At 60.7% G+C, this 25197-nt stretch carries 19 protein-coding genes; 6 read left to right on the top strand and 13 right to left on the bottom strand.

From position 1 onward, the window contains the following. The first annotated feature begins 31 nt into the window (after positions 1 to 31). Positions 32 to 946, top strand: a complete 915-nt coding sequence (locus AKG12_RS03200; RefSeq protein ID WP_052817651.1) for a uracil-DNA glycosylase — start codon at positions 32 to 34, stop codon at positions 944 to 946. 151 nt (positions 947 to 1097) lie between these two features. Further along, positions 1098 to 1289 (top strand): hypothetical protein, encoded by a 192-nt coding sequence (locus AKG12_RS03195; protein WP_003509784.1) that lies wholly within the window; start codon positions 1098 to 1100, stop codon positions 1287 to 1289. Positions 1290 to 1703: 414 nt separating this feature from the next. Here the strand turns inward: AKG12_RS03195 and AKG12_RS03190 are convergent, their stop codons facing one another. Beyond that, a complete protein-coding gene (locus tag AKG12_RS03190; protein WP_046798686.1) occupies positions 1704 to 2642 on the bottom strand; it encodes a DMT family transporter in 939 nt (312 codons plus the stop codon). Positions 2643 to 2827: 185 nt separating this feature from the next. Continuing rightward, positions 2828 to 3232, bottom strand: coding sequence for an energy transducer TonB (locus tag AKG12_RS03185; protein WP_052817650.1), 405 nt, complete (start codon positions 3230 to 3232; stop codon positions 2828 to 2830). Between the two features lie 349 nt (positions 3233 to 3581). Between AKG12_RS03185 and pepN the strand changes: the two genes are divergently transcribed. From pepN to AKG12_RS03170, 3 genes are all read left to right on the top strand, one after another. Then, on the top strand, positions 3582 to 6230 hold the full coding sequence (gene pepN, locus AKG12_RS03180) for an aminopeptidase N (protein WP_052817648.1): 2649 nt from the start codon (positions 3582 to 3584) through the stop codon (positions 6228 to 6230). A gap of 134 nt (positions 6231 to 6364) precedes the next feature. Next, positions 6365 to 6685, top strand: a complete 321-nt coding sequence (locus tag AKG12_RS03175; RefSeq protein WP_046798684.1) for a carboxymuconolactone decarboxylase family protein — start codon at positions 6365 to 6367, stop codon at positions 6683 to 6685. 238 nt (positions 6686 to 6923) lie between these two features. Continuing rightward, on the top strand, positions 6924 to 9260 hold the full coding sequence (locus AKG12_RS03170) for a PAS domain-containing sensor histidine kinase (protein ID WP_052817646.1): 2337 nt from the start codon (positions 6924 to 6926) through the stop codon (positions 9258 to 9260). A 192-nt stretch (positions 9261 to 9452) separates the two neighbouring features. Here AKG12_RS03170 and AKG12_RS03165 read toward each other — a convergent pair whose 3' ends face one another. Beyond that, the gene (locus tag AKG12_RS03165; RefSeq protein WP_052817644.1) at positions 9453 to 12422 is read right to left on the bottom strand and encodes a bifunctional [glutamine synthetase] adenylyltransferase/[glutamine synthetase]-adenylyl-L-tyrosine phosphorylase; all 2970 of its coding nucleotides are present in this window, start codon (positions 12420 to 12422) and stop codon (positions 9453 to 9455) included. A 321-nt stretch (positions 12423 to 12743) separates the two neighbouring features. Here AKG12_RS03165 and AKG12_RS03160 point away from each other — a divergent pair, with 321 nt between their 5' ends. Then, entirely contained in the window at positions 12744 to 13607 is an 864-nt protein-coding gene (locus tag AKG12_RS03160; RefSeq protein ID WP_052817642.1) for a MipA/OmpV family protein, read from the top strand. 61 nt (positions 13608 to 13668) lie between these two features. On the opposite strand, the gene AKG12_RS03155 is transcribed toward AKG12_RS03160, so the two are convergent. The 10 genes from AKG12_RS03155 to AKG12_RS03110 all read right to left on the bottom strand — a co-directional run bounded on the left by AKG12_RS03155 (position 13669) and on the right by AKG12_RS03110 (position 25112). Beyond that, on the bottom strand, positions 13669 to 15390 hold the full coding sequence (locus AKG12_RS03155) for a saccharopine dehydrogenase family protein (protein WP_052817641.1): 1722 nt from the start codon (positions 15388 to 15390) through the stop codon (positions 13669 to 13671). Between the two features lie 70 nt (positions 15391 to 15460). Continuing rightward, entirely contained in the window at positions 15461 to 15886 is a 426-nt protein-coding gene (locus AKG12_RS03150; RefSeq protein ID WP_052817639.1) for a thiol-disulfide oxidoreductase DCC family protein, read from the bottom strand. A gap of 226 nt (positions 15887 to 16112) precedes the next feature. After that, positions 16113 to 17522 carry a sensor histidine kinase gene (locus AKG12_RS03145; RefSeq protein ID WP_052817637.1) on the bottom strand — a complete coding sequence of 470 codons (1410 nt, stop codon included), beginning with the start codon at positions 17520 to 17522 and terminating at the stop codon, positions 16113 to 16115. 9 nt (positions 17523 to 17531) lie between these two features. Next, positions 17532 to 18290 (bottom strand): response regulator transcription factor, encoded by a 759-nt coding sequence (locus AKG12_RS03140; RefSeq protein WP_035218197.1) that lies wholly within the window; start codon positions 18288 to 18290, stop codon positions 17532 to 17534. A gap of 270 nt (positions 18291 to 18560) precedes the next feature. Further along, complete coding sequence (locus AKG12_RS03135) at positions 18561 to 20114, bottom strand: Do family serine endopeptidase (protein ID WP_046798679.1); 1554 nt, start codon at positions 20112 to 20114, stop codon at positions 18561 to 18563. Between the two features lie 155 nt (positions 20115 to 20269). Further along, the gene (locus AKG12_RS03130) at positions 20270 to 20737 is read right to left on the bottom strand and encodes a cytochrome c-type biogenesis protein (RefSeq protein ID WP_046798678.1); all 468 of its coding nucleotides are present in this window, start codon (positions 20735 to 20737) and stop codon (positions 20270 to 20272) included. Positions 20738 to 20862: 125 nt separating this feature from the next. Then, complete coding sequence (locus AKG12_RS03125) at positions 20863 to 22854, bottom strand: heme lyase CcmF/NrfE family subunit (protein ID WP_052817636.1); 1992 nt, start codon at positions 22852 to 22854, stop codon at positions 20863 to 20865. After that, positions 22851 to 23363 carry a cytochrome c maturation protein CcmE gene (gene ccmE, locus AKG12_RS03120; protein WP_052817634.1) on the bottom strand — a complete coding sequence of 171 codons (513 nt, stop codon included), beginning with the start codon at positions 23361 to 23363 and terminating at the stop codon, positions 22851 to 22853. Before ccmE ends, AKG12_RS03125 begins: the two co-directional genes overlap by 4 nt. Then, complete coding sequence (gene ccmI / locus AKG12_RS03115; protein WP_052817632.1) at positions 23360 to 24523, bottom strand: c-type cytochrome biogenesis protein CcmI; 1164 nt, start codon at positions 24521 to 24523, stop codon at positions 23360 to 23362. The genes ccmE and ccmI overlap by 4 nt, the downstream gene beginning before the upstream one ends. A gap of 160 nt (positions 24524 to 24683) precedes the next feature. After that, positions 24684 to 25112: an RT0821/Lpp0805 family surface protein gene (locus AKG12_RS03110; RefSeq protein WP_046798949.1), complete on the bottom strand. Its 429-nt coding sequence runs from the start codon at positions 25110 to 25112 to the stop codon at positions 24684 to 24686. Positions 25113 to 25197 lie beyond the last annotated feature (85 nt).

Below are 25197 nucleotides of genomic sequence, written 5' to 3'. Positions count from 1 at the left end.
CCGGGCGGGGAACATGGGATAATTTCCTACCATGATCGCCGCCCACGACCTTTCCCCGGCCGAACTTGCCGCCCTCCTGCATTTCCATGCGGATGCGGGTGTCGACTGGCTGCTGGAAGACCAGCCGCTCGACCGTTTCGCCGAATTTGCCGCCGCCCGTCCTGCCCGGCCGATGCAGGGACAGGAGACCGGCGCAGCCGCGCGCCAGTCCGGCCAGCAGCCGATGGAACGCGCCGGCGACGCCCCCCATCAACAGCGCCCGCAGCAGCAGCCGAAACGCCAGACGCCGGCGCGTGCCACGCCAGCAGCCCCCGCGGTTCAGCAGAATGTTGCCATGCCGGACGAACAGGCCGTGGCGGCAGCGCGTTTTGCGGCTGAAAGCGCAAGGTCGCTCGCCGAGCTGAAAACCGCGCTTGAGGGTTTCAGCGGCTGCAATCTCAAGAACAGCGCCCGCAGCACGATCTTCACCGAAGGCGATCCCTCATCCGCCATCATGGTCATCGGCCCGATGCCGGATGCCGATGACGACCGCGAAGGCCTGCCCTTTGCCGGCAAGACCGGGCTTTTGCTTGACCGTATGCTTTCGGCAATCGGCCTTGAACGCGGCACCATCATGCTCGGCAATGTCGTGCCCTGGCGGCCACCCGGCAACCGCCCGCCGACCCAGGCGGAAATGGATATCTGCCGCCCCTTCATCGAGCGTCAGATCGCGCTGGCGGAGCCGAAACACCTGTTGCTTCTTGGCAACTTCACCGCACGTTTCTTCTTCGGCGGCACGGGAACGATCCATACGCTGCGCGGACAGTGGCGTGATGTCGCAGCCGGACATCTTGTTTTGCCGGCGCTGGCCAGCCTGCATCCGCAGGAACTTTTGAACGCTCCGGCCTCCAAGTCATTGGCATGGCAGGATTTATTGGCGTTTCAGGCCAAGGTTACGCAGGGCTGATTGCCTTATTATTGCTCAGTGTAAACGAATTATGAAAAAAGCCATGCGCAATTCGCATAACAGCGACGCATTTGGCCAGCTTGCCGAATCCATGCTGCGCTGCGATATACCACAGTGTCTTGGGAGGAATTCGGTTTAAGGAACCAAGGCAATGACCACTCGCTTCCGTCCGGTACATTCCGGCTTTGAAACGCTCCGTCTGGCGGGCCTCGGCCCACGCTCCAGTCAGGGCTACCATCGTTTCGGCGCTGCCGCTAACGAACAGATGACCGCACGCGCTGCCATGCAGCAGGTCCGCGTGACGCGTCCTTCAGCTGTCTTTGCGGATTTCCGCGAGCGCTGAGAGCATTCAGGCCAGTATAAAGCTGGTCCATATATATGATTGCGCGCTGGCGTCTTTCTTCGGGAAGGCGCCTTTTGCTTTTGCGCGTTTTTCAAAAGAGTCGGACAAGTTCCAGAGGGTTTTCGCGGCATGGTGACAGGCACTACCCGTCCCTTCAGCCGCTTCCACATTCAGTTGCCCTCTCACCCCCCGCAGGCACTGCGAGCTTCCACCTCGTCATTCCGGCCTTGAGCCGGAATCCAGCCGACGTGCGTCTGCGCGGCGAAAAGAGCCCTTCCAGCCCAAGGACTTGGGCTGACTGGATTCCGGCTCAAGGCCGGAATGACGGAAGTGGAAGCATTTTTTGAGTCCGGCGGACGAAACTGCCGCTCGATACATTATGAAAAAGAGACCATTTGTGAAGGTGATGTTCCCTCACCCCTGCGGCGTCGAAGCCTTGCGCGCCGCCCGTCTCGCCAGCCCCAATTGATGCTCGCGGAAAATGATGAAGATGCCGGCGAGGATAACGATCGCCGTGCCGATCAGCATGGTGAGCGTGGGGATATCTCCGAACAGGACGTAGGAAACCGCGATCCCGAAGACGATGGAGCTATATTCGAAGGGTGCGATGACCGAGACTTCCGCATGGCGGTAGCTCTCGGTCAGGAAGATTTGCGCAACGCCGCCGCAGATGCCGCTGGTGATCAACAGCATGGCCTGCGTCATGCTCAGCGCGCTCCAGCCGAAGGGCACGCTGACCAGCGACAGCAGGGTGGCGGTGAGCGAAAAATAGAGCACGATGGTCGGCGTTTTTTCGGTATCGACCAATTGCCGCACCTGGATCATCGCTAGGCCGCCCAGCGCCGCGCCGAACAGCACGGCAATCGCCCCCAGCCCTTCACCGGCGGCAAAGCCGCCTTCCCGCAAAAGCGTCATCTTCGGCCATAAAATCACCAGCACGCCCATCATGCCGACAAAAACCGCGCTCCAGCGATAAACGCGCACCTTCTCATGCAGGATGAAGGCGGCAAAGACGACGGCCAGAAGCGGCGACGCATAACCGATGGCGATGAATTCCGGCAGCGGCAGCATGGTCAGCCCGTAAAAACCACATGCCATGGACAGGATGCCGAGAAAACCGCGCTTGAAATGGCCAAGAAGATTATTGGTGTGCAGCGCGCTTGTCAGCGCATGCAGCCAGGCGAGATAAACGACAATTGGGATGATGGCGAAAGCGGAGCGGAAGAACGTGATCTGACCGGCCGGCACATCCGGACCGGCGGCCTTGATACAGGTCTGCATGACAAGAAAAAAGCCAACCGAAACCAGCTTCATGCTGATCCCGCGGAAGGGATTGGTCGGTTCGGCGTTCATTGGCAGTTACTCATATCGGCTGCGCAAACACGCCATCTGGGGATTTTTCATGCGGGGAGGACGACGCAGGGGAATTGGATTTGCGCAAGGCTAGAACATTCCTCCAGCCCTTTACATCAAAAAATGTTATTCACCCATGAATTCGGTTGATTGTTGTGCTGCTTCGCTCCCGACATGCCCGTCGATCAATATTCGTAGAGGACGGGGAAAACGATATTAACCGATTGCCGCTTTTCAGTTTTTGGTAGCGGCCTGAGATTTGGTATGCGCTTAACGGCGATCATAAGCCGTCTTTTTATGGACGGCGTTCCCTCGGCAGAACGAATTTTTCGATGCGAGATCGATCCATCGGCTTTCACCGTCAATTCAATAATGGCTTCCCCCTGCTGTTGCGGCTCACTGCTACCCGCCATCGATGTGAAAATGTTTTTGCGTTGCCTACCAAGGTCTCGATGTACGTTACGCATCCACTCTGCCATTTCAGCAGAGGTTCGAGAACGATGGGTTATAGCCGCGTCAGCGAAGGCTGGCGCCGAAGCCAAAATCGACAATGACAACATCACAATAAAAAAAAGCAGCCGCGCCATCATTTAAAGCCCTTAAAAATCTGTGTCAGCCAGTCGGCGACACAACTACTAAAAAAATTGTAACTAGATATCAATTTCGCCGCTGTGCTGCGGGGAAATAGTTTTGGCGGATCGATCGACATAAGTTTTTCATAAAATTAGAAACACTTCAGCAATCGTTCAACATTTGCTGCGATGGTCGATGGGTCCGGCAGCGGGGGAGGATCGTCTGCATGGCCGGTAAAGCCTTTATGGCGGGACAGAATGTCCTCCGATGCGCACATGAACGTGACGAATACTCCACCTATTTTACATCCCGGCCTTATGACGACATGATGGCGGGAAGACCACGCTAAGTTATTCAGGAACAGTCATGCGAACAGACACGGGCCAGATCGTTCACCTGGCAGATTACCGCCCCACCGATTTCGTTCTGGAGCGGGTGGATCTCACCTTCGAACTCGACCCCAAGAATACCAAGGTCGAAGCCCGTCTGATCTTTCACCGACGCGAAGGCGTCGATCCACAGGCACCGCTGGTTCTCGATGGTGACGAGCTGACGCTTTCGGGCCTGCTGCTCGATCAGGTCGAGATTCCCGCCAGCCAATATGACGCTACGCCTGACAGCCTGACCATCCGTGATCTGCCGGCGGAAACGCCCTTCGAGATTTGCGTCACCAATTACATCAATCCGCAGGTCAATACGCAGCTGATGGGGCTTTATCGCACCAATGGCGTTTATTGCACCCAATGCGAGGCGGAAGGTTTCCGCCGCATCACCTATTTCCCCGACCGCCCGGATGTTCTGGCGCCCTATACGGTGACGATCATCGCGGCGAAGGAAGGCAATCCGCTGCTGCTGTCGAACGGCAATTTCCTCGGCGGCGGCAATTACGATGAAGGCCGGCACTTTGCCGCCTGGTTCGATCCGCACCCGAAACCCAGCTATCTCTTCGCGCTCGTCGCCGGTGATCTCGGCGTGGTGGAAGACACGTTTACTACCGTCTCCGGTCGTGAAGTGGCGCTGAAAATCTATGTCGAGCACGGCAAGGAGCCGCGTGCGGCCTATGCCATGGACGCGCTGAAGCGTTCAATGAAATGGGATGAAGAGCGTTTCGGCCGCGAATACGATCTCGATATCTTCATGATCGTCGCCGTATCCGATTTCAACATGGGGGCGATGGAGAACAAGGGTCTCAACGTCTTCAACGACAAATTCGTGCTGGCCGACCCGGAAACCGCTTCCGACGCTGATTACGCCAATATCGAGCGCATCATCGCGCATGAATATTTCCACAACTGGACCGGCAACCGCATCACCTGCCGCGACTGGTTCCAGCTCTGCCTGAAGGAAGGCCTGACGGTCTATCGCGATCAGGAATTTTCCGCCGACATGCGCTCGCGCCCGGTCAAGCGCATTGCCGATGTACGCCATCTGAAATCGGAGCAGTTTCCCGAGGATTCCGGTCCGCTGGCACATCCGCCGCGCCCCGATACCTATCGTGAAATCAACAATTTCTACACGACGACCGTTTATGAAAAGGGCGCCGAAGTCACCCGCATGATCGCCACGATCCTTGGTGCTGATGATTTCAAGAAGGGCATGGACCTTTATTTCGAACGCCATGACGGCGAAGCGGCGACGGTTGAGGATTTCGTCAAGAGCTTTGCCGATGCCAGCGGCCGCGATCTTTCGCAGTTTTCGCTGTGGTATACCGAGGCGGGCACGCCGCTGGTCTCCGTCTCCTCCGCTTATGATGCCGGCAAGGCCACTTTCAGTTTGACGCTGGAACAGACCGTGGCGCCGACACCCGGCCAGCCGGTAAAACAGCCACGGCACATTCCGCTGTCGCTGGCGCTGATCCTCGACAATGGTCAGATCGCCGAGCCGCAGGCAGTCGCCGGCGGCGAATACCGCGATGGCGTGCTGCACCTGACCGGGCGCAACCAGACCTTCTCCTTCTCCGGCATTTCGTCGCGGCCGGTGCTGTCGATCAACCGTAGCTTCTCGGCGCCGGTCAATCTGCATTTCGAGCAGAATGCCGCCGATCTGGTGCAGATCGCCCGGCACGAGACGAATATGTTTGCCCGTTTTCAGGCGCTGACCGATCTTGCCCTGCCGGCATTGATTGCCGCCACCAAAGCCGTGCAGAATGGCGGCGAGGTGCGCACGGACGCCGAACTCATCGCAACGCTTATTGAAATCGTCGGCGATTCTTCGCTCGAACCCGCTTTCCGCGCACAGGCGCTGTCGCTGCCCAGCGAAACGGATATTGCCCGTGAACTGGGTGGCAATACCGATCCGGACGCCATTCACAAGGCGCGCAACGCCACCATAAAGGCGATAGCAACGGCCGGGCTTGAAACGCTGCGACAGCTTGCCGACGGTACGGGCGGCAGCGAAGCCTACAGCCCGGATGCCGACAGCGCCGGACGCCGCTCGCTCCGCAATGGCGCTTTGACCTTTCTCGCTTTTGCCGAGGGAACCCCGGAACGCGCCGCGAAAGCCTATGCCGACGCCACCAATATGACCGATCTTGCCCATGCACTCAGCGTGCTGACGCAACGTTTCCCTGACAGCGCCGAGACGAAAGAAGCGCTGGCCGCCTTCGAAACGCGTTTCGCCGACAATGCGCTTGTTCTCGACAAGTGGTTTTCGCTGCAGGCCGCCATTCCCGGTGATGGGGCGCTCGAGCGCATCAAGGCACTGATGAAATCGAGACATTTCATCGCCACCAATCCGAACCGGGTGCGTTCGCTGGTCGGCACGCTGGCCTTCGCCAACCCCACCGGCTTCCACCGCGCAGACGGCGCCGCCTATCGGTTCCTGGCGGAACAGATCATCGCCATCGACAAGCGCAACCCGCAGCTTGCCGCGCGCATTCTCACCTCCATGCGTTCTTGGCGGTCTCTGGAGGCAAGCCGCGCCGAACACGCCCGGGCGGCACTGTCGACGATCGCCGACGCAAAGGGCCTGTCCACGGATGTGAGCGACATTGTCGGGCGTATCCTGAAAGGCTAAGCCAAGCTTCCGCTTTGCCACCATTTCGAACATGCCGATACGCCGTCTTGATATCCATCAAGGCGGCGTAACGCATTGCGCAACATGATGGTCACAAGGGGCCAAACCGGCCCGGCAGCAGAAAGGAATTGCAGATGACCGACATGTCCAAGGCCAGCGCTTCGTTTCAGCGCTTCATGACGGACGCTCCCGCCCACAGTGCGGCATGGCTTCAGGCCGTGCAGAAACTTGGTGTGGCATCCACGCTTGATGTGAAGACCCAGAGCCTGATCTATATCGGCATTCTGGCCGCCCTGCGCCTTGAAAGCGGCATCGCCTTTCATGTCATGGAAGCGAAGGCGCGTGGCGCAAGCCGTGAGGATATCATCAGCGCGGTGCTGGCTGGTCTGCCTGCTGCCGGAAACGGCGTCGTCAACGCGCTCCACCCTGCTCTCGACGCGTTCGACGGCGTCTGAAACACGCTTCCACCCGCGCTCACCGACAACCGGCATTACACTGCCGGCTCACTGATTTCGCTCATTATTCCCGGGTTTGGCAGAGCGGAAACAAACCGTCCCGAAAAAATACGGAGTCGGTTCAAGGGGTTAAAATTCTTTTAACTTTTGCCTCTGGACAGGGCGAATCGCATTTGATTCACTAGCCATATTCGAGCGGCGGCGCTTCGAATCATGGGGACATCACAAAGGCGGGACAATGACGAACGTGCGGCGGGCGACTGCGGGCGATGAGCGGCCGTATGCCAAATTTTCTGATCTTGCGGCCTGGGGCGAGAAGCTCTCCAGCGACCTGATGGGTTTGATGAATGGCTCCGACCGCCCGGCGCCGCAGGTCGAAACCCTGCTGAAGCGGCTCATCCCCATTCTCATCCTCGCCTTTCTGGTCGTCGTCGCGGCCTCGCGCATGCTCGGCATCGTCGCGGAATATAGCCGCATGGAAGAGGCCGCCCGCCATTCCACGGCGCTGACGGCGCTGACCGCCAAGGCAGCACTTATCAACAACGGCACCGTCTTTCCCGCGCAGGACCGTGCCCGCGCGGAAGCAAGCCTCGTTTCGGCGCTGCCATCGGGCAGCCTTGCCGATGGCACCATGGTGCTGCTCTCTGGCAGCAATGGCCGGATTTTTGCAGGCGCCGGCAAGGAGGCGATGCTCTATATCGGTACGTCGCTTCCCGCTTTGCTTCCCGAAATCGCCATCGTGCAGCGTTTTCCCGGCGCACCCGGCACCATCGAGACCAATATAGACGGCCAGCAGCATTATGCGACGATGATCCCCTTCGGCGATGACGGCGCGATGGTCATCGCGGCGCGTTCGCTGCAACCGATACGCTCCTTCTGGCGCAGCGAAATCGCCATGAACGTCACGCTGTTTGCCGGCATTTCCTCGATCCTGCTCGTCGTGCTCTACGCCTATTACATGCAGGTGAAGCGCGCCCGCGATGCTGACGACATCTTCGCTGAATCCAATCTGCGGGTGGAAACGGCGCTGTCGCGCGGCCGCTGCGGATTGTGGGATTTCGATCTTTCCTCGCGCCGCATGTTCTGGTCCGGTTCGCTTTATGAAATTCTTGGGCTTCCGCCAAAGGCCGCACCGCTTTCCTTCTCCGACGCGGCCCGGATGATGCATTCCGAAGACGGCAATCTCTATGAACTGGCTCGCGCCGTCGGTTGCGGCAATCTGCGCCAGATCGACCAGATTTTCCGCATGCGCCACGCCAAGGGCCATTATGTCTGGCTGCGCGCCCGCGCCCAGGTCATCCGCACCAATAACGGCCCGCGCGTCATCGGCATCGCCATGGACGTCACCGAACAGCACCGTCTCGCCCAACGTTACGCCGAGGCCGACCAGCGCCTTGCCGACGCCATCGAATCGACCTCCGAGGCCTTCGTCCTGTGGGACAAAAATGACCGTCTGGTGATGTGCAACACCCACTATCAGAAAGCCTATGGCCTGCCTGACAGCGTGCTGGTGGCCGGCACCGAAAAAAGCACCGTGCATGCGGCCGCGGCCCGCCCCGTGGTGGAGCGTCGCGTTGCCGATGCCGACCAGTCCGGTCTGTCGCGCACCACGGAAGTGCAGCTGGCCGACGAGCGCTGGCTGCAGATCAACGAGCGCCGCACCCATGATGGCGGCCTCGTCTCCGTCGGCACCGATATCACGCTGCTCAAGCGTCATCAGGAACGGCTGCGCGATTCCGAGCGCCGGCTGATGGCGACCATCGGCGATCTCTCCGCCTCACAGCACAAGCTGGAGCGGCAGAAGACGGAACTTTCCGACGCCAATGCCAATTACCTTGCCGAAAAAGAGCGTGCCCAGGCTGCCAACCGGGCGAAATCCGAATTCCTTGCCAATATGAGCCATGAGCTGCGCACGCCGCTTAACGCCATTCTGGGCTTTTCCGAAATCCTGCAAAACGAGATGTTCGGGCCGGTCGGTTCGCCGAAATATTCCGAATATGCCCGCGACATCCATGACAGCGGCAAGCACCTGCTGAACGTCATCAACGATATTCTCGACATGTCGAAGATCGAGGCAGGCCATATGCGCATCAACCGCGAGACCATCGATCTCGCACCGCTGATCGAGGAAACGCTGCGTCTGACCGCCATTCAGGCCGAACAGAAGAACATCACCGTGCAACAGAAGGTCTGCGCCGGTCTGACGATGCAGGGCGACCGCCGCGCCATGAAGCAGATCATGCTCAACCTGCTGTCAAACGCCGTGAAATTCACCGGCGATGGCGGCCGCATCGCGCTGCGCACCCATGTGCATGAGGCCGCCATGATCCTCACCATCGCCGATACCGGCATTGGCATTCCCACCCAGGCCTTGGAAAAGATCGGTCAGCCCTTTGAACAGGTGCAGAGCCAATATGCCAAGAGCCAGGGCGGCTCCGGCCTCGGGCTCGCCATCTCCCGCTCGCTCGTGAAGCTGCATGGGGGGACGATGAAGATACGGTCCTGTGAGGGCCGCGGCACGGTGGTGACGATCATTATTCCGCATACGGCGGGGCATTGCGGGACGGTGCATTGAGTATTGGCAGTCCGGGCTTACCCCCCTCTGCCCTGCCGGGCATCTCCCCCTCAAGGGGGGAGATCGATATGCGGCACTCTTCAACCCAACTCTAACGTTGCGAATGAGCGCGCGCTGTCTCCCAGCCGATCTCCCTCCTTGAGGGGGAGACGCCCGGCAGGGCAGAGGGGGGTAAAGCCACACCCGCCAACCCTAACCCCCATTCTTCACCGTCCCCACAAAAACCTTCCGCACCGCTTTCGCCAGCCGCTTCACCTCGCCCTCAAGCGTTGCAATATCCGGGCAATCCCCCGCCCGGCACACAAGATCGGTCAAACCGGCCGGCGCTTCCTTCGGATTGAAGGCGCCGTCAATGCATAGCCGCACAATCTGCGAGATTTCGGTATAGAGCCCGATCGCCGCCATGCAGTCATCGAATGCCTGCGGCTCCATGACGGGCGCGGCCAGCACCTGCAGCGCCTCGGCCGTGTTGCGGCCCGGTTCATGCGGGGCAAGGCCCTTTATGGGGCCGACCAGCGCCAGATATTGGGTGATGAATTCCAGATCGACCAAACCGCCATTGATAAGCTTGAAGTCCCAGATGTTCTCCGGTGGCTTCTCCTGTTCGATGAGGTTTCGCATCTCCAGCACATCGGCGGAAACCTTGGCCACGTCGCGCTTCTGCGAAAGGATGGAGGCGATGATGCGGCGCGCATCTTCCATCAGCGAGGCTTCGCCGCAGATCAGCCGGGCGCGGGAAAGCGCCATGTGCTCCCAGGTCCAGGCTTCCTCGCGCTGATATTTCTCGAAAGCGGAAATACGCGTCGCCACCGGCCCCTTGTTGCCGGAGGGACGCAGCCGCATATCCACCTCGTAAAGCACGCCTTCCGCCGTTGGCGCGGAAAGCGCCGCGATCAGCCTCTGGGTGACGCGGGTGAAATACCGCACCACATCGAGCGGTTTTGCGCCGGTGGATTCATGGGCGGTGTCGTCATAATCATAAAGCAGGATGAGATCGACATCCGAACCGGCGGTGAGTTCGAAGGAGCCGAGTTTGCCCATGCCCATGACGGCGACACGCCCGCCGGGATAAGGCCCATGCGCCGCTTCCATTTCCGCCAGAACGGCATTCAGCGCTGCCTCTATCACCAGATCGGCGAGATGGGTGAAAGCGCGGGCGGCGACCTCACCACGGATCGCGCCGGTCAGAAGCCGAACGCCGATCAGGAACCGCTGTTCGGCGGCGAAGATGCGCAGCCGGTCGAGAATATCCTCGTAATGGCGGGCGTTGGAGAGGAAATTCCCCATGCGGTGGGCGAGATATTCGCGCGTCGGCACGTCGCTCATCAGCGCCGGATCCAGCATGCCGTCAAAGACATGCGGGCGGGCGGCGATGATTTCAGCCAGACGCGGGGCCGAAGACATGATCGTTACCAGGAGCGACAGAAGCGCCGGGTTGTTGCCGAGCAGCGAAAACAGCTGGATGCCGGCCGGCAGGCCGGAGAGGAAATTGTCGAAGCGCAGCAGCGCCTCGTCCGCCCGCTTGCTTTCACCGAAGGCCCGCAGCAGGTCCGGCGTCAGCTCCGTCAGCCGTTCGCGCGCCTCCACCGATTGCGTCGCCCGGTAGCGGCCATTGTGCCAGGTGCGGATGACGCGGGAAATATCCTCCGGCCGCATGAAGCCCAGCGTAGAGAGCGTCTTTAACGTATCGGGATCATCCTTCTGGCCGGTAAAGACCAGATTGCCGGCCTCGCCCGACAGTTTCGTCTCCTGCTCGAACAGCGCCGAATAACGCCGCTCCACCAGCCGCAGCACCTCTTCCAGCTTTTCCGAAAAAGCCTTGGTATCGGCAAAACCCAGCATGAAGGCGATGCGCTTCAATTCCGTTTCAGTGTCCGGCAGCACATGGGTCTGCTCGTCGCGCACCATCTGGATGCGATGCTCGACCTCACGCAGGAACCAGTAGGCCTCCGTCAGGCTGTCACGCGTTTCGGCATCGATCCATTTCGCCTCCGTCAGCGCCGCAAGCGCCTCCTCCGTCGCCCGCACCCGCAGCGGTGGCATACGGCCGCCGGCGATGAGCTGCTGCGTCTGCGCGAAAAATTCGATCTCGCGGATACCGCCGCGCCCGAGCTTGACGTTATGGCCCTTCACCGCAATGGCGCCATGGCCCTTATGCGCGTGGATCTGCCGCTTGATGGAATGGATATCGGCAATCGCCGCATAATCGAGGTACTTGCGGAAAATGAAAGGGGTCAGTTCACGCAGGAAGTTCTCACCCGCCTTGATGTCTCCGGCCACCGGTCGCGCCTTGATATAGGCCGCGCGCTCCCAGTTCTGGCCCCTGCCCTCGTAATAAAGCAGCGCGGCTTCCACCGGGATGGCGAGCGGCGTCGAGCCAGGGTCGGGACGCAGCCTGAGATCGGTGCGGAAAACATATCCATCGGCCGTGCGCTCCTGCATGATGCGCACGAGACGGCGCATCATGCGGCCGAAATTCTCCGTTGCATCATAAGGGTCGTCCATGATGCCCGCCGAGGGTTCGAAGAACACCACGGCGTCGATATCCGAGGAATAGTTGAGTTCGCGCGCGCCGAGCTTGCCCATGCCGAGCACGATGAGGCCGGAACCTTCGCTCGGTGCGGCAATGGTCTTCAGCTTCAGCTTGCCGCTCTCATGGGCGGAAAGCAGCAGGTAATCGATGGCGGCGGAAAGCGATGCATCCGCCATCTCGCTCAGCCAGCGCGTCGTATCGCGGGCGGTGAAGATGCGCGCAAGATCGGCAAGCGCCGCAACGAAGGAAAGCCGCCGCTTGGCAACCCTCAGCCGCGACATCACCTCATTTTCGACGGGTACGCCGCCCTCTTGCCCGGGCTTCCAGCAATCGCGCGCGTCACGGACGAGATCGGTGAGCAACGGCGTTAGCGGCTTCGAAATCGCCAGTGTCAGCAGTCCCTCATCCGCCGCCGCCATGTCGCGCAAATAAGGCGACAGGGTAAAAGCCGCGGCGATAAAATCCTTCAGCGGGCTTTCGTCCGCCAGCAGCGCGGCCACCGCCGGTTCAACCTTGCCGATGTCCTTCAGCGTCGAAAGAACGGATTTCAGCTCCGTCTGCGTATAGGGGCGGATCACGCCCGGCAGAACCTCGCTCAGCCGCCTTTCGGCGTTTTGGGGTTTCGTCACTGTCTCTCTCCCTCTTGCCGCTTTCGCATCCGCACTCTTCTGCCTGCAGCATTTTCTGGGACGGGCCGCTCCCCGCAAACCGTCCTGCCGCCGTCCTCTGCCGAAGCGTTCGGACGCATAGACTTGGCGTTGTAACAAATGCGCGGCGCTTTGCGATGAGGAAAACCGTTTTTGGCGATGTTTTACGCGGCCGCGTCGCGGTTTTTCACTCCGAAGCGCAACTACCCACAACACGTAATGTCTCCGCAATTGTGCCCACGTAGCGTCATCCTCAACGAAACCCGACTCCCCGGTTTTCTAACGCTAGATGCTGCAACGGATATGATGATGAGACAGATTTTTACGGTGAAATGGCAAAAGAACCTGCGTGCGATGGCGTTATGCCTGGCAACGCTGCCCTTGGCGCAGGCCGTCTGCACACCGGTTCTTGCCGCCGATATCGGCAAATCGGACAGGCTGGCCGATCCGCAGGGCAATTTCGACAATGCCCGCTACAGCAATTCCAGCGACTGGAAAATCACGCTCGGCGTCGGTGCGGCTTACGCCCCCAAATATGAGGGCTCCGACAAGCTGGAAGCAGGAGCCGTTCCGCTGGTTTCCGTGCAATATGGCGATACGCTGAGCATCGATTTCAGCGGTGCCACCGTCAATCTCCTGAACCAGAACGGTTTCAGACTGGGTATCAAGGGCGGCTGGGAAGCCGGGCGCAAGGAGAAGGACGACAAGAAGAACCTGCGTGGGCTGGGTGACATCAAGGCCGGCGGTGTGGTCGGCGGCGTCATCGCCTACGGCATGGACCCCTTCGAAATCTATGCCAAGGTGGACAAGACCATCGGCGGCAGCGAAGGCCTGACCGCCACCATCGGCGCCAGCGTCTCACACAAGGTCGACCAGTTCATCCTCGGCGCAGACCTCTCCGCCACCTGGGCGGACGACAACCACATGAAATCCTATTTCGGCGTCACCTCAGCCCAATCCGCCCGCTCCGGTTTGCGTCGCTATGACGCCAAAGCCGGCTTCAAGCGCATCGACGCCAGCGCCTCGGTCTCCTACATGATGACGGAAAACTGGACGATCACCGGAACCGGCGGCGTCGGCTTCCTCTTGGGCGACGCAAAAGACAGCCCGGTGGTGAAAAAGGACATACAGCCGTTTGCGATGGTGGGCGTGGCTTATACGTTCTAAGTTGGGGCGGAATTATCTGGCGGGACTGCGCAGCATCGTCCGCGAGCCCGCCTCCCATTTATCATGACGAAAGACGTTCGGGCGTTTGCGTCCCTTCCGGTGAAGCGCGAAATGTCGCTTCACCACGGCCGTCAGGTTCCAGACTGCCCTTGTAGGCAACAACCAACCCTACCAATGGCAGGGAAATCTCCACATCGAAGTAGAACCGGCCCTCCGCCTCGGACTCGAAGCTCACGCCTTTCGGCAAAAGCAACCCTGGCAAAGGCATGCCCAAAACACGCCATCGCCGGGGGATGAGAGCCAGCCGGTCGCCATCCAACACCAGCGCCAAGGCGACCGTGACGATACCAAACCGCTCCGCCAGCAGATATTGATCCTTGCCCGTTCCGGCCGACAGCGTGGACGAGAAACTCCTGCCGCCAAAATTCCGTGTCCAGCGCTCCTTACCCTTTTCCAGCGTAAAGGTGACATTGACAGGTACCTGCCTTCCCGCCTTCGGAAAGCCGAGAACAGCGGAAATCATGCGGGCCAGCACGCCCTCCCCGCGCCGTATATCGGCAACGCCGCGCCATTCCCGCGCATGCCCGCTGCCGTGTAGTTCCAGCAGGCGTGGCGGCAGCTCGTCGAAGGCGGGGCCAAGGAGCTTGCGAAACAATGGAGCGTCGGGCTCATCTCGACGGAAACCCGTAAAGATCGTTTTGCTGCGGAAAAGCCGTTCATAGTCCGCCAGTTCCAGCGCAGTGGTGCCAGCGCGTGCGCCGGCAAGCGGGCGCTCGCCGTTCAGCATCTTGCGGATAAGAGCCTCGATCGCCATGGAGGGAATATAGGGGCCGTCATCACCTTCGGCCAGCAGGTGCCAACTCATCTCCATTGGTTTGCCCGCTGCAAGGCCCCCTGCCCGAACAAACATGCCGCCGCGATGTTCGCCAAAACGCAACCGGTTCAATACCGCATGAAACAGTGGCGACAACGGTGCGAATGAGGGAAGGGCAAACCGCGCACGCGCTTTCGCAAGAACATTCAACATGCGGTGCAGAAACTCCGGCACCGGACCGGCGCCCATCCATATATCCGTCATGGATGGGTGATCGGGGGGGATCACCCGCAAATCAGGCACATCGACCAGCGAAAAATGAATGTTTCGCAGCGGCAGCCTGCCGGGGACCGCAACGGTGAAGCGCCTGCTTTCCGCTAGACCGATGCCCTGGGAGAGTTTGCCATGCCGGAAGAGTTTGACCGGCGCACCGGCATACCCCACGATCGCACGCATGACGTTAAGACCAATCCCGGCATAGGGAGACGGCGCAATGCCGCCCTCGACGGTGACAATCTCCATGTCTTTGGCCATCTCGCGCAAGACCGCCGCCGTCAATACCGGAAAACTGCTGACGCCGGCCAGCACGAAAATACCAGCGGCTTTTGCCCGCTCATCGAACTGGCTGACGCCGAACACGAAATCGGCGGCATCGGCGAAATCGAGATAGTCGATGCCAGCATCGATGCAGGCCGTTATGACTGCGTAGCACTCATTACCGTAGTTCTGAAACGGCCCAGAGGCGTCAACGACGAGATCGGGCTTATGGACGCGCAATGCTTGGACGATATCGCGACGATCGAGCATGAGGGCGCGCAGTTGCGCTTGTCCGCGCCAACTCTCACAGAAGGTCTGCGCCCGCGCGAGGCTTCGGCCGCAGACAAGAATTTCAATGCTGGAAATATCGGCAAGCAACTCCGCCAGCCGGCCGCCGAACACGCCATAACCACCGAGGATCAGTATCTTCATCGAACCGCCGATCGCATCTGCCCCGGCGCCGGGATTACTGCATGTCGCGGGTGGAGAGTCTTCACCATCTTCAAAGGATCCTGTCCCTGTATTCCGGCGGCGCTACCCAGCATCGCTCACGTTTTCCAAACCAACGGTAGCGATTACGTGCGACGAAGCGATAAACGGGATCGCGTAAGAATGCGGGGATGACGCGAACTATCGCAACAAGCCGCCACGGCATGCCAAGCGCCTCATAGATGCTCAGCACCGCGTCGCTGTCCTGCCGCACCCTGTCGCCTTCGACGACCAGCATGCTTGCCGGATTGGTGGGGTCCATGCCGTGACGCCGATAGATTTCCGCACCGACATCTCCCTGCATCGACGCCAGCCGGAAGTACCCTGCCTTATCATGCCGCAGCACAAATTGCGCATTCACGGAACACAGCACACATTCGGCATCGAACAGAATGATCGGGCCATGCCGGTCGCCGGCTGCGGGAGTGGTGTCTGCCATCTGTGGCCAAGTCCTTTTGTCGATCGCCATCAGACCGACGCATAAAGTGCAGCAATCATCCCTATCAATATTCTTCCGATCATCTTTCAATTCAATCTCGGGCGACAGCTATTTTTCGACCGGGAAAGAATATCTGCGCAAATTTCGGTGACCCGCCGAACCGTTATCCGCGCTGACACAAGGCAACGTCATCGCTTGCAATGACGAGATCGTCCGACGGCTCAGCCTATGGCTTTGAAACGGGAAACACCATCGAAACGGTCAGTCCCGGGCAGGCGGTATTCGACGCATCGGTGTCCGATAGCAGCAGCGAACCGCCATGCAGTTCCATCACGGCCTCCACCAGTGAGAGGCCGAGGCCAGTGCCCGGTTTGGAACGGCTTTCATCCAGCCGCACGAAACGTTTCAGCACCTCGCCGCGCTTGTCGGCGGGAATGCCGGGGCCACTATCGGCGACGGAAAGCACGATTGCTTCTTCTTCTCTCGCCATACGAACGACGAGCTTTTTGTCGCCTTCGCTTTCGCAGGCATATTTCATGGCGTTGTCGATGAGGTTCGATAGTGCCTGGCCGATCAGTTCGCGGTTGCCCTGCACGGTAAGTCCGGGCTCTATCTGGGTTTCCAGCAAAAGGCCGGCATCCTCGGCCACCGGCTCGTAAAGCTCGGCGCTGTCTGCGGCGATTGCCGAGACGTCCACATCGGTCATTTCGGCGGCGATCGAACCGGCCTCGACTCGGGAGATCATCAACAGCGCATTGAAGGTGCGGATGAGCTGATCGGACTCGGCGATGATGCCCTCAAGCGCTGAACGCCTTTTGGTCTCGTCATCGTCGTCAAGTGCTGCGGCGGCCTTGTTGCGGAGCCGGGTCAGCGGTGTCTTCAGGTCGTGGGCAATATTGTCGGAGACCTGCCGCAAACCCTCGTTCAGTTTTTCGATGCGGCCGAGCATGGCGTTGAGCGAGCCGGACAGTCGGTCGAACTCATCTCCCGAGCGGCCTTGCGGCAGGCGCTGGGAAAGATCGCCGGCCATGATCTTCTTGGTGGCCGCCGACATGCGGTCGATGCGTTTCAGCGCATTGCGGCCGATGCCGAACCAGATGAGCAGCGCACCGCCACTCATGATCGCAAGCGCCACCATCAGCGCATTGCGCACCAGCGCCCGGAACTTGGTCGGCTCGCCAAGGTCGCGGCCGATCAGGATGCGCAGGCCATTGTCCAGCAGGAATATATTGGCGGTGGCGAGATGCTGCACGCTGTCGCCGCTTTCGGAATAACGCTCATAACGGAAGGGGAAACCTGTCCAGCCTTCCTTGTCGAAGACACCAGGCTGCACGGAGGCAACGTTACCGGCAAGGATTTCACCATTCGGACCGGCAATGACATAAAGGCTCGCGCCCGGCTGACGCGCGCGCCGCTCCATCATCCTGAGCAGCGGGTTGATGCCGCCGCGATTATAGATGCGCTGCACATCCGAGACTTCCTGCAGCACCGCATCACGCGTCTGCTGGTTCAGCAGTTTTTCGGAAAGCGCGGTGACGTAGAAGACCAGAAAGGCGGCGCAGAGCGCGAATAAAAGGATATAGAGCGCCGAGAGGCGCACCGCGGTCGACCGGAACAATATTCTGAGGCGGGCCATTTTCGCCAATCAGCCCTCGTCCTTCATCATGTAACCGGCGCCGCGAATGGTCTTCAGCAGCGGCTTCTCGAAGTCCTTCTCAATCTTCGAGCGCAGGCGGGAGACATGCACGTCGATGACATTGGTCTGCGGATCGAAGTGATAATCCCAGACGTTTTCGAGAAGCATGGTGCGGGTGACAACCTGACCGGCATTCTTCATCAGATATTCCAGCAGGCGGAATTCGCGCGGCTGCAGCAGGATTTCCTTGCCGCCGCGACGGACATCATGCGACAGGCGGTCAAGTTCGAGATCACCGACCCGGTAGACCATGTCCTGCTCGGGCTTGCCCTTGCGGCGGCCGAGCACCTCGATACGGGCGAGCAATTCGGAAAAGGCGTAGGGTTTCGGCAGATAATCGTCGCCGCCGGCGCGCAGGCCGGTGACGCGGTCATCCACCTGCCCCAGCGCGGAGAGGATCAGAACCGGCGTCTCTATGCCGCGGCGGCGCAGCTCGCTGATGACGGAAAGCCCGTCGCGGCGCGGCAGCATGCGGTCGATCACCATGACGTCGTAAGCGTTCTCGCAGCCCATGAACAGGCCGCTCTCACCGTCGCTCGCGTGGTCGGCAACGATCCCGGCTTCGCGGAACGCCTTGGTCATATAGGCCGCAGCCTCTAGGTCGTCTTCAATGACAAGAATCTTCATGTGCGGGACAATAGCGCCCTCGCCCTTTTCCGCACAACCGGAAAGAGATGCGACAGACATTTCCTGAACCTTGTTTTCCATGAGATTTCCTCCGCGATACTGCCTGGACCGGCGTTGCGGGTCCTTTCTTCTCCCCGCCGGGGAGAAGGTGGCCCGAAGGGTCGGATGAGGGGGCAACCTCGCGATCTATCGCTGACGTCGCCCCCTCATCCCGCTGCCGCGACCTTCTCCCCCTCGGGGAGAAGAAACAAGTGGCACGCGCTCGCTCCATATTCTTTGTCCCACCTTGAGGCGAGACACATTCCGTGGCGATGCCGGGTCCCAAAAGAACCGGCATCGTCATTCAAATCATCAGCCCTGGTCGATATCCAGAGCGATGAAGCGGCTGCCATCGTCCGTCTGGATCTGGAACAGCGCCTTGGAGCGTCCGTCCTTCTTGGCCTGTTCGAGGATCTTCTCGATATCGGCGGCGGAAGCGACCTGCTGGTTGTTGACGGAGGTGATCTTCTCACCCGTCTTCAGGCCACGGGCGGCGGCGTCGCTGTCCGGATCGACATCGGTGATGGCAAGGCCGTTGCCGTCATCGGCGGGCGAAACCGTCAGGCCGAGGCTGGACAGCACCTTCTCGCTGGAAGACTGGCTGCCCTTGTCGTCGTTCTGGGCAGGCGTTGCCTTGGAGGCGTCGTCGCTTGCCAGATCGCCAAGCGTCACGGTTACCGACTGCGATTTACCACCGCGCCAGAGCGAGATTTCAACCTTGGCATTGGGGGCCATGCCACCGATGCGGCGCGACAGGTCGCGGGCATCCTTGACCGGCTCGCCATTGACGGCGGTGATGATATCACCCTGCTTGATGCCGGCCTTGTCGCCCGGCGAACCGGACTGCGGCGAGACAACGAGCGCACCGCTTGCTTCGGAAAGACCGAGAGATTCGGCGATATCCTTGCTGACGGGCTGGATCTGCACACCGAGCCAGCCGCGTTCGACCTTGCCGTCCTTCTGCAGGTCGGCAATCACGTCCTTGGCCACCGATGCGGGGATGGCGAAGGCGATGCCGACATTGCCGCCGGAGGGCGAGAAGATCGCGGTGTTGATGCCGACGACTTCACCGTTGAGGTTGAAGGCGGGGCCACCCGAGTTACCACGGTTCACGGCAGCGTCGATCTGCAGGTAGTCGTCATAGGGGCCGGAGCCGATATCGCGGCCGCGGGCGGAGATGATGCCCGATGTCACCGTGCCGCCGAGACCGAAGGGGTTGCCGACGGCGACGACCCAGTCACCGACGCGGATCTTGCTGTCATCTGCGAACTTCACATAGGTGAACTTGCGGTTCACATCGACCTTCAGCAGCGCCAGATCGGTGCGCGGATCACGGCCAACGAGCTTGGCATCGAGTTCGGTGCCGTCATTCATCACGACCGTATAGGCGGAACCGTCATCGACAACGTGATTGTTGGTGACGACGTAACCGTCTTCGGAGATGAAGAAGCCCGACCCCTGAGCGACCGGGCGCAGCGGGCCTTTGCCGTCACGGTGGCGGTTCGGGCCACGCTCTGAACGGTCCTGATTGGGGCCGCCAAATTCCTTGAAGAAGCGCTTCAGCGGATGATCGTCCGGCAGCTGGTCGAGACCACGGCCGCCGAAATTGAAGGAGAAGTTGCTGGAATCATCGGAAGCGGGCTGCACATTCGACTGGACGCGAACGGAGACGACGGCGGGCGAAACCGCATCAACCACATTGGCAAAGCTCGGAACCTGCGGCGCAGTCACTTCGACGGGTGCTGCAAGCGAATGAGCGATCGGTGCGGCGATGCCGGTCGAAAGCATCAGCGCGGCAAGGCCGCCGACGGTCGTGGCCTTCAGAGCCGTTTTCAGCGAGGAGCGTCCGTTTTGAGAGTGAGACATTGGTACCTTCTTTCTTCATTCAGACTGGAGCCCGTTTGACCGGGGGAGAAGCGGTGGATGATGAAGATATAGGAGGCAACACCTTACGGCGAAGTGTCTGACGAATGAAAAATCCGTAATGTTGAAAAAGAACCGAGGGCCGACATGGAAACCGGTTATTTTTCAATGAGATTACGAATTCTCTCTTCTTCGTCCGCGCTCAGTTTTTGCGGCCTCTCCTGCGTTGCCCGGCGGCGCGAAAAGACGAAAACAGCGAAAATGCCCACAAGTGTAAGACCGACGGGCGCGCCCCACAAAAGCACGGTGCGAAGGCTGAGGCGCGGTTTCAAGAGCACGAACTCGCCATAACGCGACACGACATAATCGATGACGGCCTTGTCGCTATCGCCCTGAACCAGCCTCTCACGCACCAGGACGCGCAGGTCACGCGCAAGCTCGGCGTTGCTGTCATCGATAGACTGGTTCTGGCAGACCATGCAGCGCAGCTGAGACGTCAGGTTGCGGGCGCGCTGTTCCAGCACGGGGTCTTTCAGTACCTCGTCGGGGTTGAAGGCGAAGGCCGGTGAGGCTGCAGCGAAGATGAGGGTGAAAAGAAGCCCGAGCGCCACCACACACTCCCTCATTCCTGTGCCCGTCACAGGAATCCAGCGAGCCCAAGTCCTTGGGCTGGAAGGTCTCTCTCGCCGCGCAGACGCGCGTCGGCTGGATTCCTGTGACAAGCACAGGAATGAGGGTAGCAAGGCCACACTCATTCCGCCGCCTCCGGCATCGCAGCCCGTACAGGCTTCGCCTTGCGATTGGGTGCCCCCACCCTCAAACGCCGGTCGGAGAGCGAGATGAAGCCGCCCACCATCATGAACAGCGTGCCGCCCCAGATGCACAGGATGAAGGGTTTCCACCAGATGCGCACCACCATGCCGCCATCGGCCATGGGGTCGCCCAGCGAGACATAAAGCTGGCTGAGGCCGAAGGTCAGGATGCCGGCTTCCGTCGTCGGCATGCGCCGCGCGGTATAGAGCCGCTTGGACGACCAGACGTCACCCACCTCGACCCCCGCCTTGCGCACGGTGAAATGGCCGCGATCCTCGGTGAAGTTGGGGCCGACGGCGTGGCGGATACCATCAAAGGTGAGGCTGTAACCGCCCGCTTCCGCCACCATGCCCTGTTTCATTTCCAGAACGGTTTCGGTCTCGTAGGTGGTGACGATGACGATGCCAAGCACGGTAATGCCGACGCCCATATGCGCGAGCGCGGTGCCGAAGGCAGAGCGCGGCAGGCCCTTTAAACGGCGGAATGCAATGCCGAAGGCCAGTTTGCCGAAATTGGCGCGATACCAGAGATCGGCAAACGCACCGAAAATCAGCCAGAAACCGGCGGCGATGCCGAGTGCCGCCAGCACCGGGCCGCCATTTTCCACGTACCAGAGCGCCAGCCCGGCAAGGGCTGCAATGGCGGCGGCCACATAAAGCCGCTGGAATGCACCGAGAAGATCGCCGCGCTTCCACGCCAGCATCGGCCCGAACGGCGTGACGATCAGGATCGGGATCATCAGCAGGCCGAAGGTGAGGTTGAAGAACGGCGCGCCGACCGAGATTTTTTCACCCGTCAGGGTTTCCAGAATGAGCGGATAGAGCGTGCCGATCAGCACCGTGGCGGTCGAGACCGTGAGAATGAGATTGTTGAGGACGAGTGCCCCTTCGCGCGAGATCGGCGCAAACAGTCCGCCGACCTTCAGCGACGGCGCGCGCCATGCAAAGAGCGCGAAAGCTCCACCGATGAAGATTGTCAAAATGCCGAGGATGAATATGCCGCGGCTCGGATCGGTGGCGAAGGCATGCACCGAGGTCAAGACGCCGGAGCGGACGAGGAAGGTGCCGAGCAGCGACAGCGAAAAGGTCATGATCGCCAGAAGCACGGTCCAGATTTTCAGCGCCTCGCGCTTTTCCATGACGAGCGCCGAATGCAAAAGCGCCGTTCCGGCAAGCCAGGGCATGAAGGAAGCGTTTTCCACCGGATCCCAGAACCACCAGCCGCCCCAGCCGAGTTCATAATAGGCCCAGTAGGAACCCATGGAGATGCCGGCGGTCAGGAAGGTCCAGGCGGCAAGCGTCCACGGCCTTACCCAGCGCGCCCAGGCGGCGTCGATCCGGCCTTCCAAAAGCGCCGCAACGGCGAAGGAAAAACAGACGGAAAAGCCGACATAACCGAGGTAAAGCAGCGGCGGATGGATGGCGAGACCGAAATCCTGAAGGATGGGGTTCAGGTCCTGCCCCTCGGCCGGCACCGGTGACAGTCTCAGAAACGGATTGGAGGTGAGCAGGATGAACAGCAGGAAGGCGACGGAAATCCAGGCCTGTACGGCCAGCACATTCGCTTTGAGCGTTTCCGGCAGGTTGCGGCCGAAGGCGGCGACCAGCGCGCTGAAGAACACCAGAATGAGCAGCCACAGCAGCATGGAGCCTTCATGGTTGCCCCACACGCCGGTCAGCTTGTAAAGCATCGGCATCAGCGAATGGGAGTTTTCCCAGACGTTGCGCACGGAAAAATCCGAGACCGCGTAGGCCCGCGTCAGCGCCGCGAAGGAAAAGCCCACCAGCAGGAACATCATGACGGAGCCGAGCGAGGCGACATCCATCAGCGCCCGATCGTTGCGGCGCGCACCGATGACAGGCAGCGTCGAGACAATCAGCCCCACACCGAGCGCCAGAACCAGAACATAGTGGCCGATCTCGTTGATCATTTTGTCGCTCCGGTCTTGTCAGTGGAGACGGCAGCGGCTGATGGCGTTGCAGCGGCGGGCTCCTCGCCGTCACCGCCATGCTGCCACAGGCCCTTGTCCTTCAGCCGGTCGGCCACTTCCTTCGGCATGTAATTCTCGTCGTGCTTGGCCAGCACGCTGTCGGCCACGAAGCCACGCGTCGCGACATCGAACACGCCCTCGGTCACGACGCCCTGCCCTTCGCGGAAAAGATCGGGAAGGATGCCGGTGTAGCTGACGGGCACATTGGCCTCGCCATCCGTCACGGTGAAGCTCACCGTGCGGCCCTCGCCGCGCTTGATCGAACCTTCCGCCACCAGACCACCGAGACGGATGCGGGTGCCGGGATTAACGGGTGTCTTTTCCAGATCGGCAGGCATGTAGAAATAGGCGATGGACTGGCCGAAGGCGAACATGACGAGCAACACGGCAGCAACGATGAAGCTCATGCCGCCGCCGATGATTGCCAGACGTTTCTGTTTGCGGGTCATTGCGTCACTCCCTGCGGCGCGGCATCCTGTTGCCCGTTCGTGCGGATCGGTCCGGCGGAAACGCCCAGTTCCTTCGCCAGCGCCAGCAGCTGCCTGCCCTGCTCACCCTCCGGCGGGAAAGCCTTCAGCCCCGCCCGCAGAGCCTCTCCGGCCTTGGCTTCATTCTTCAGCACCGAATAGGCGCGCACAAGCCGCACCCATCCTTCAAAATCGGCCGGGTTTTCCTTCAGCTTGGCGTCGAGGCTTGCCACCATGCCCTCGATCATCGCCTGCCTGTCGGTGGCCGTCATGTCATTCGCAGCCGCCATATCCTGCGCGGTCGGACCGGGCGTGGCTGGGGCCGTCTCGCCGCCGGTGCGGGCGATATGTTCGCGAACCAGCGGCAGCCAGGGTGCGCCAGCCGGCGCATCGGCCTCCAGCGCCGCAAAGGCCGCACGTGCCTCGTCCGCCTTGCCCGCCTGTTCCAGCGACAGCGCCAGATAGAAGCGGGCACGCGGATTGCCTGACTTCAGCTTCTCGGCCTCAGCAAAGGCGTCACGTGCTGCCTCGATGACGATGCCGTCATTGCCGGCCACCAGCGTTTCGCCAAGGCCCGTCAGCCGTTCGGCGCTGGGTCCCAGAATACGAAGCGCATTTCGATAGGCAAGCTCGGCATCGCCAAGCCGCAGCGTCTTGAAATAGATCGGGGCCAGAATATCCCAGCCGGCGCCGTCATCCGGGTTCTGCGCCAGATGCCTCTCGGCGCGGGCGACCAGCAGGTTCATGTCATTGCCGGGCTTTTCAAGACGTGCCTCGAGCGGCATGTCCGGCACTTCCGGACTGCCGTTCCAGACGTAAAGACAGAGCCCGAGTGCAGGCAAAAGAACGGTGATGAGGCTTGCCGCGAGATTGTGCCGGCGCGGCCGGTCCTGCTTGCCCTGCTGCTCCTCCGTCTCGGCGGCGGCAAGCAGGCGGCGACCGATTTCGGCGCGGGCATAGTCCGCCTCGGTTTCGCCGATCAGACCAGCCGCACGCTCGCGGTCCAGTTCGGCCAGCTGGTCGCGGTAAACGGCAACCTCACCGTCGCGGCGCGTCTCAGGCGCCTCGGTCTTCCGCATCAGCGGGTACATCAGGACGACGGCGACAGCCGCCGTCAATATCGCAACGACAATCCAGAACATAAGGCTCAATTACTCGAATGCGCGGCACATGGAAACATGAAGCGCGGGGATGACGTGAATTTGAGACATCACGCCGCACCGCAAGCCCTGTTTCGGCTGTTCCGCCGTGCCTTTTCTTGTCATCGGCAGAGGTCGGTGACCTTGATTTACGTCAAACTCGTCAGGTCAAAGGCGACCAGCTGCCATCGGCATTGCGGCAGGCCGCGCCGCGCACCTTGGTTTCGCGTCCATCCATGGTGAGAGTGTGCGAATATTGCCGGCAGTTCTGATTGCCCACCTGATAGGGCGCATTGGCAACCACCTGGCCCTTGGCATCATCGCCGTTCCAGGCAACGGGCGTGCCGACAGGCGCCGTTTCCAGCGCCTTGTATTCCGCCTCCAGCGCCTTGGTCTGATCGCCCCTGTCGAGCTGCACGCCGCTTCGCCCGACGATGCCGCCCTCAAGATTGGCAAGGAAAGGCGTCGAAGGCTGCGCCGAGCGACCGAACAGGCCGCCGCCCGCCGGGCGGGTGCCCGTGGTGGTGCAGGCGCTCAGCATCGAAACGCACAGGATCGAGAGAAGTGCCGGGCGTGACACCAGCGAACGCATCGTCACGGAGCGACAGCCATCATACACGTCAACCAAACCCTGTCCTCTTTCCTACCGCATTGCACCTAGAGCGTTTTCGCATTTC

Origin of the sequence: Agrobacterium sp. SUL3 (assembly GCF_001263295.1) — a bacterium.
Lineage (GTDB): Bacteria > Pseudomonadota > Alphaproteobacteria > Rhizobiales > Rhizobiaceae > Agrobacterium > Agrobacterium tomkonis.
The sequence above is the reverse complement of the archived record's forward strand: the minus strand, read 5'-3'. Positions and strand labels throughout refer to the sequence as shown.

Coding starts and splice junctions, on each gene's coding strand:
- AKG12_RS03200 (WP_052817651.1), top strand. CDS start 32: ATGATCGCCGCCCACGACCTTTCCCCGGCCGAACTTGCCGCCCTCCTG.
- AKG12_RS03195 (WP_003509784.1), top strand. CDS start 1,098: ATGACCACTCGCTTCCGTCCGGTACATTCCGGCTTTGAAACGCTCCGT.
- AKG12_RS03190 (WP_046798686.1), bottom strand. CDS start 2,642: ATGAACGCCGAACCGACCAATCCCTTCCGCGGGATCAGCATGAAGCTG.
- AKG12_RS03185 (WP_052817650.1), bottom strand. CDS start 3,232: ATGATGGCGCGGCTGCTTTTTTTTATTGTGATGTTGTCATTGTCGATT.
- pepN (WP_052817648.1), top strand. CDS start 3,582: ATGCGAACAGACACGGGCCAGATCGTTCACCTGGCAGATTACCGCCCC.
- AKG12_RS03175 (WP_046798684.1), top strand. CDS start 6,365: ATGACCGACATGTCCAAGGCCAGCGCTTCGTTTCAGCGCTTCATGACG.
- AKG12_RS03170 (WP_052817646.1), top strand. CDS start 6,924: ATGACGAACGTGCGGCGGGCGACTGCGGGCGATGAGCGGCCGTATGCC.
- AKG12_RS03160 (WP_052817642.1), top strand. CDS start 12,744: ATGATGATGAGACAGATTTTTACGGTGAAATGGCAAAAGAACCTGCGT.
- AKG12_RS03155 (WP_052817641.1), bottom strand. CDS start 15,390: ATGAAGATACTGATCCTCGGTGGTTATGGCGTGTTCGGCGGCCGGCTG.
- AKG12_RS03150 (WP_052817639.1), bottom strand. CDS start 15,886: ATGGCAGACACCACTCCCGCAGCCGGCGACCGGCATGGCCCGATCATT.
- AKG12_RS03145 (WP_052817637.1), bottom strand. CDS start 17,522: ATGGCCCGCCTCAGAATATTGTTCCGGTCGACCGCGGTGCGCCTCTCG.
- AKG12_RS03140 (WP_035218197.1), bottom strand. CDS start 18,290: ATGGAAAACAAGGTTCAGGAAATGTCTGTCGCATCTCTTTCCGGTTGT.
- AKG12_RS03135 (WP_046798679.1), bottom strand. CDS start 20,114: ATGTCTCACTCTCAAAACGGACGCTCCTCGCTGAAAACGGCTCTGAAG.
- AKG12_RS03130 (WP_046798678.1), bottom strand. CDS start 20,737: ATGAGGGAGTGTGTGGTGGCGCTCGGGCTTCTTTTCACCCTCATCTTC.
- AKG12_RS03125 (WP_052817636.1), bottom strand. CDS start 22,854: ATGATCAACGAGATCGGCCACTATGTTCTGGTTCTGGCGCTCGGTGTG.
- ccmE (WP_052817634.1), bottom strand. CDS start 23,363: ATGACCCGCAAACAGAAACGTCTGGCAATCATCGGCGGCGGCATGAGC.
- ccmI (WP_052817632.1), bottom strand. CDS start 24,523: ATGTTCTGGATTGTCGTTGCGATATTGACGGCGGCTGTCGCCGTCGTC.
- AKG12_RS03110 (WP_046798949.1), bottom strand. CDS start 25,112: ATGCGTTCGCTGGTGTCACGCCCGGCACTTCTCTCGATCCTGTGCGTT.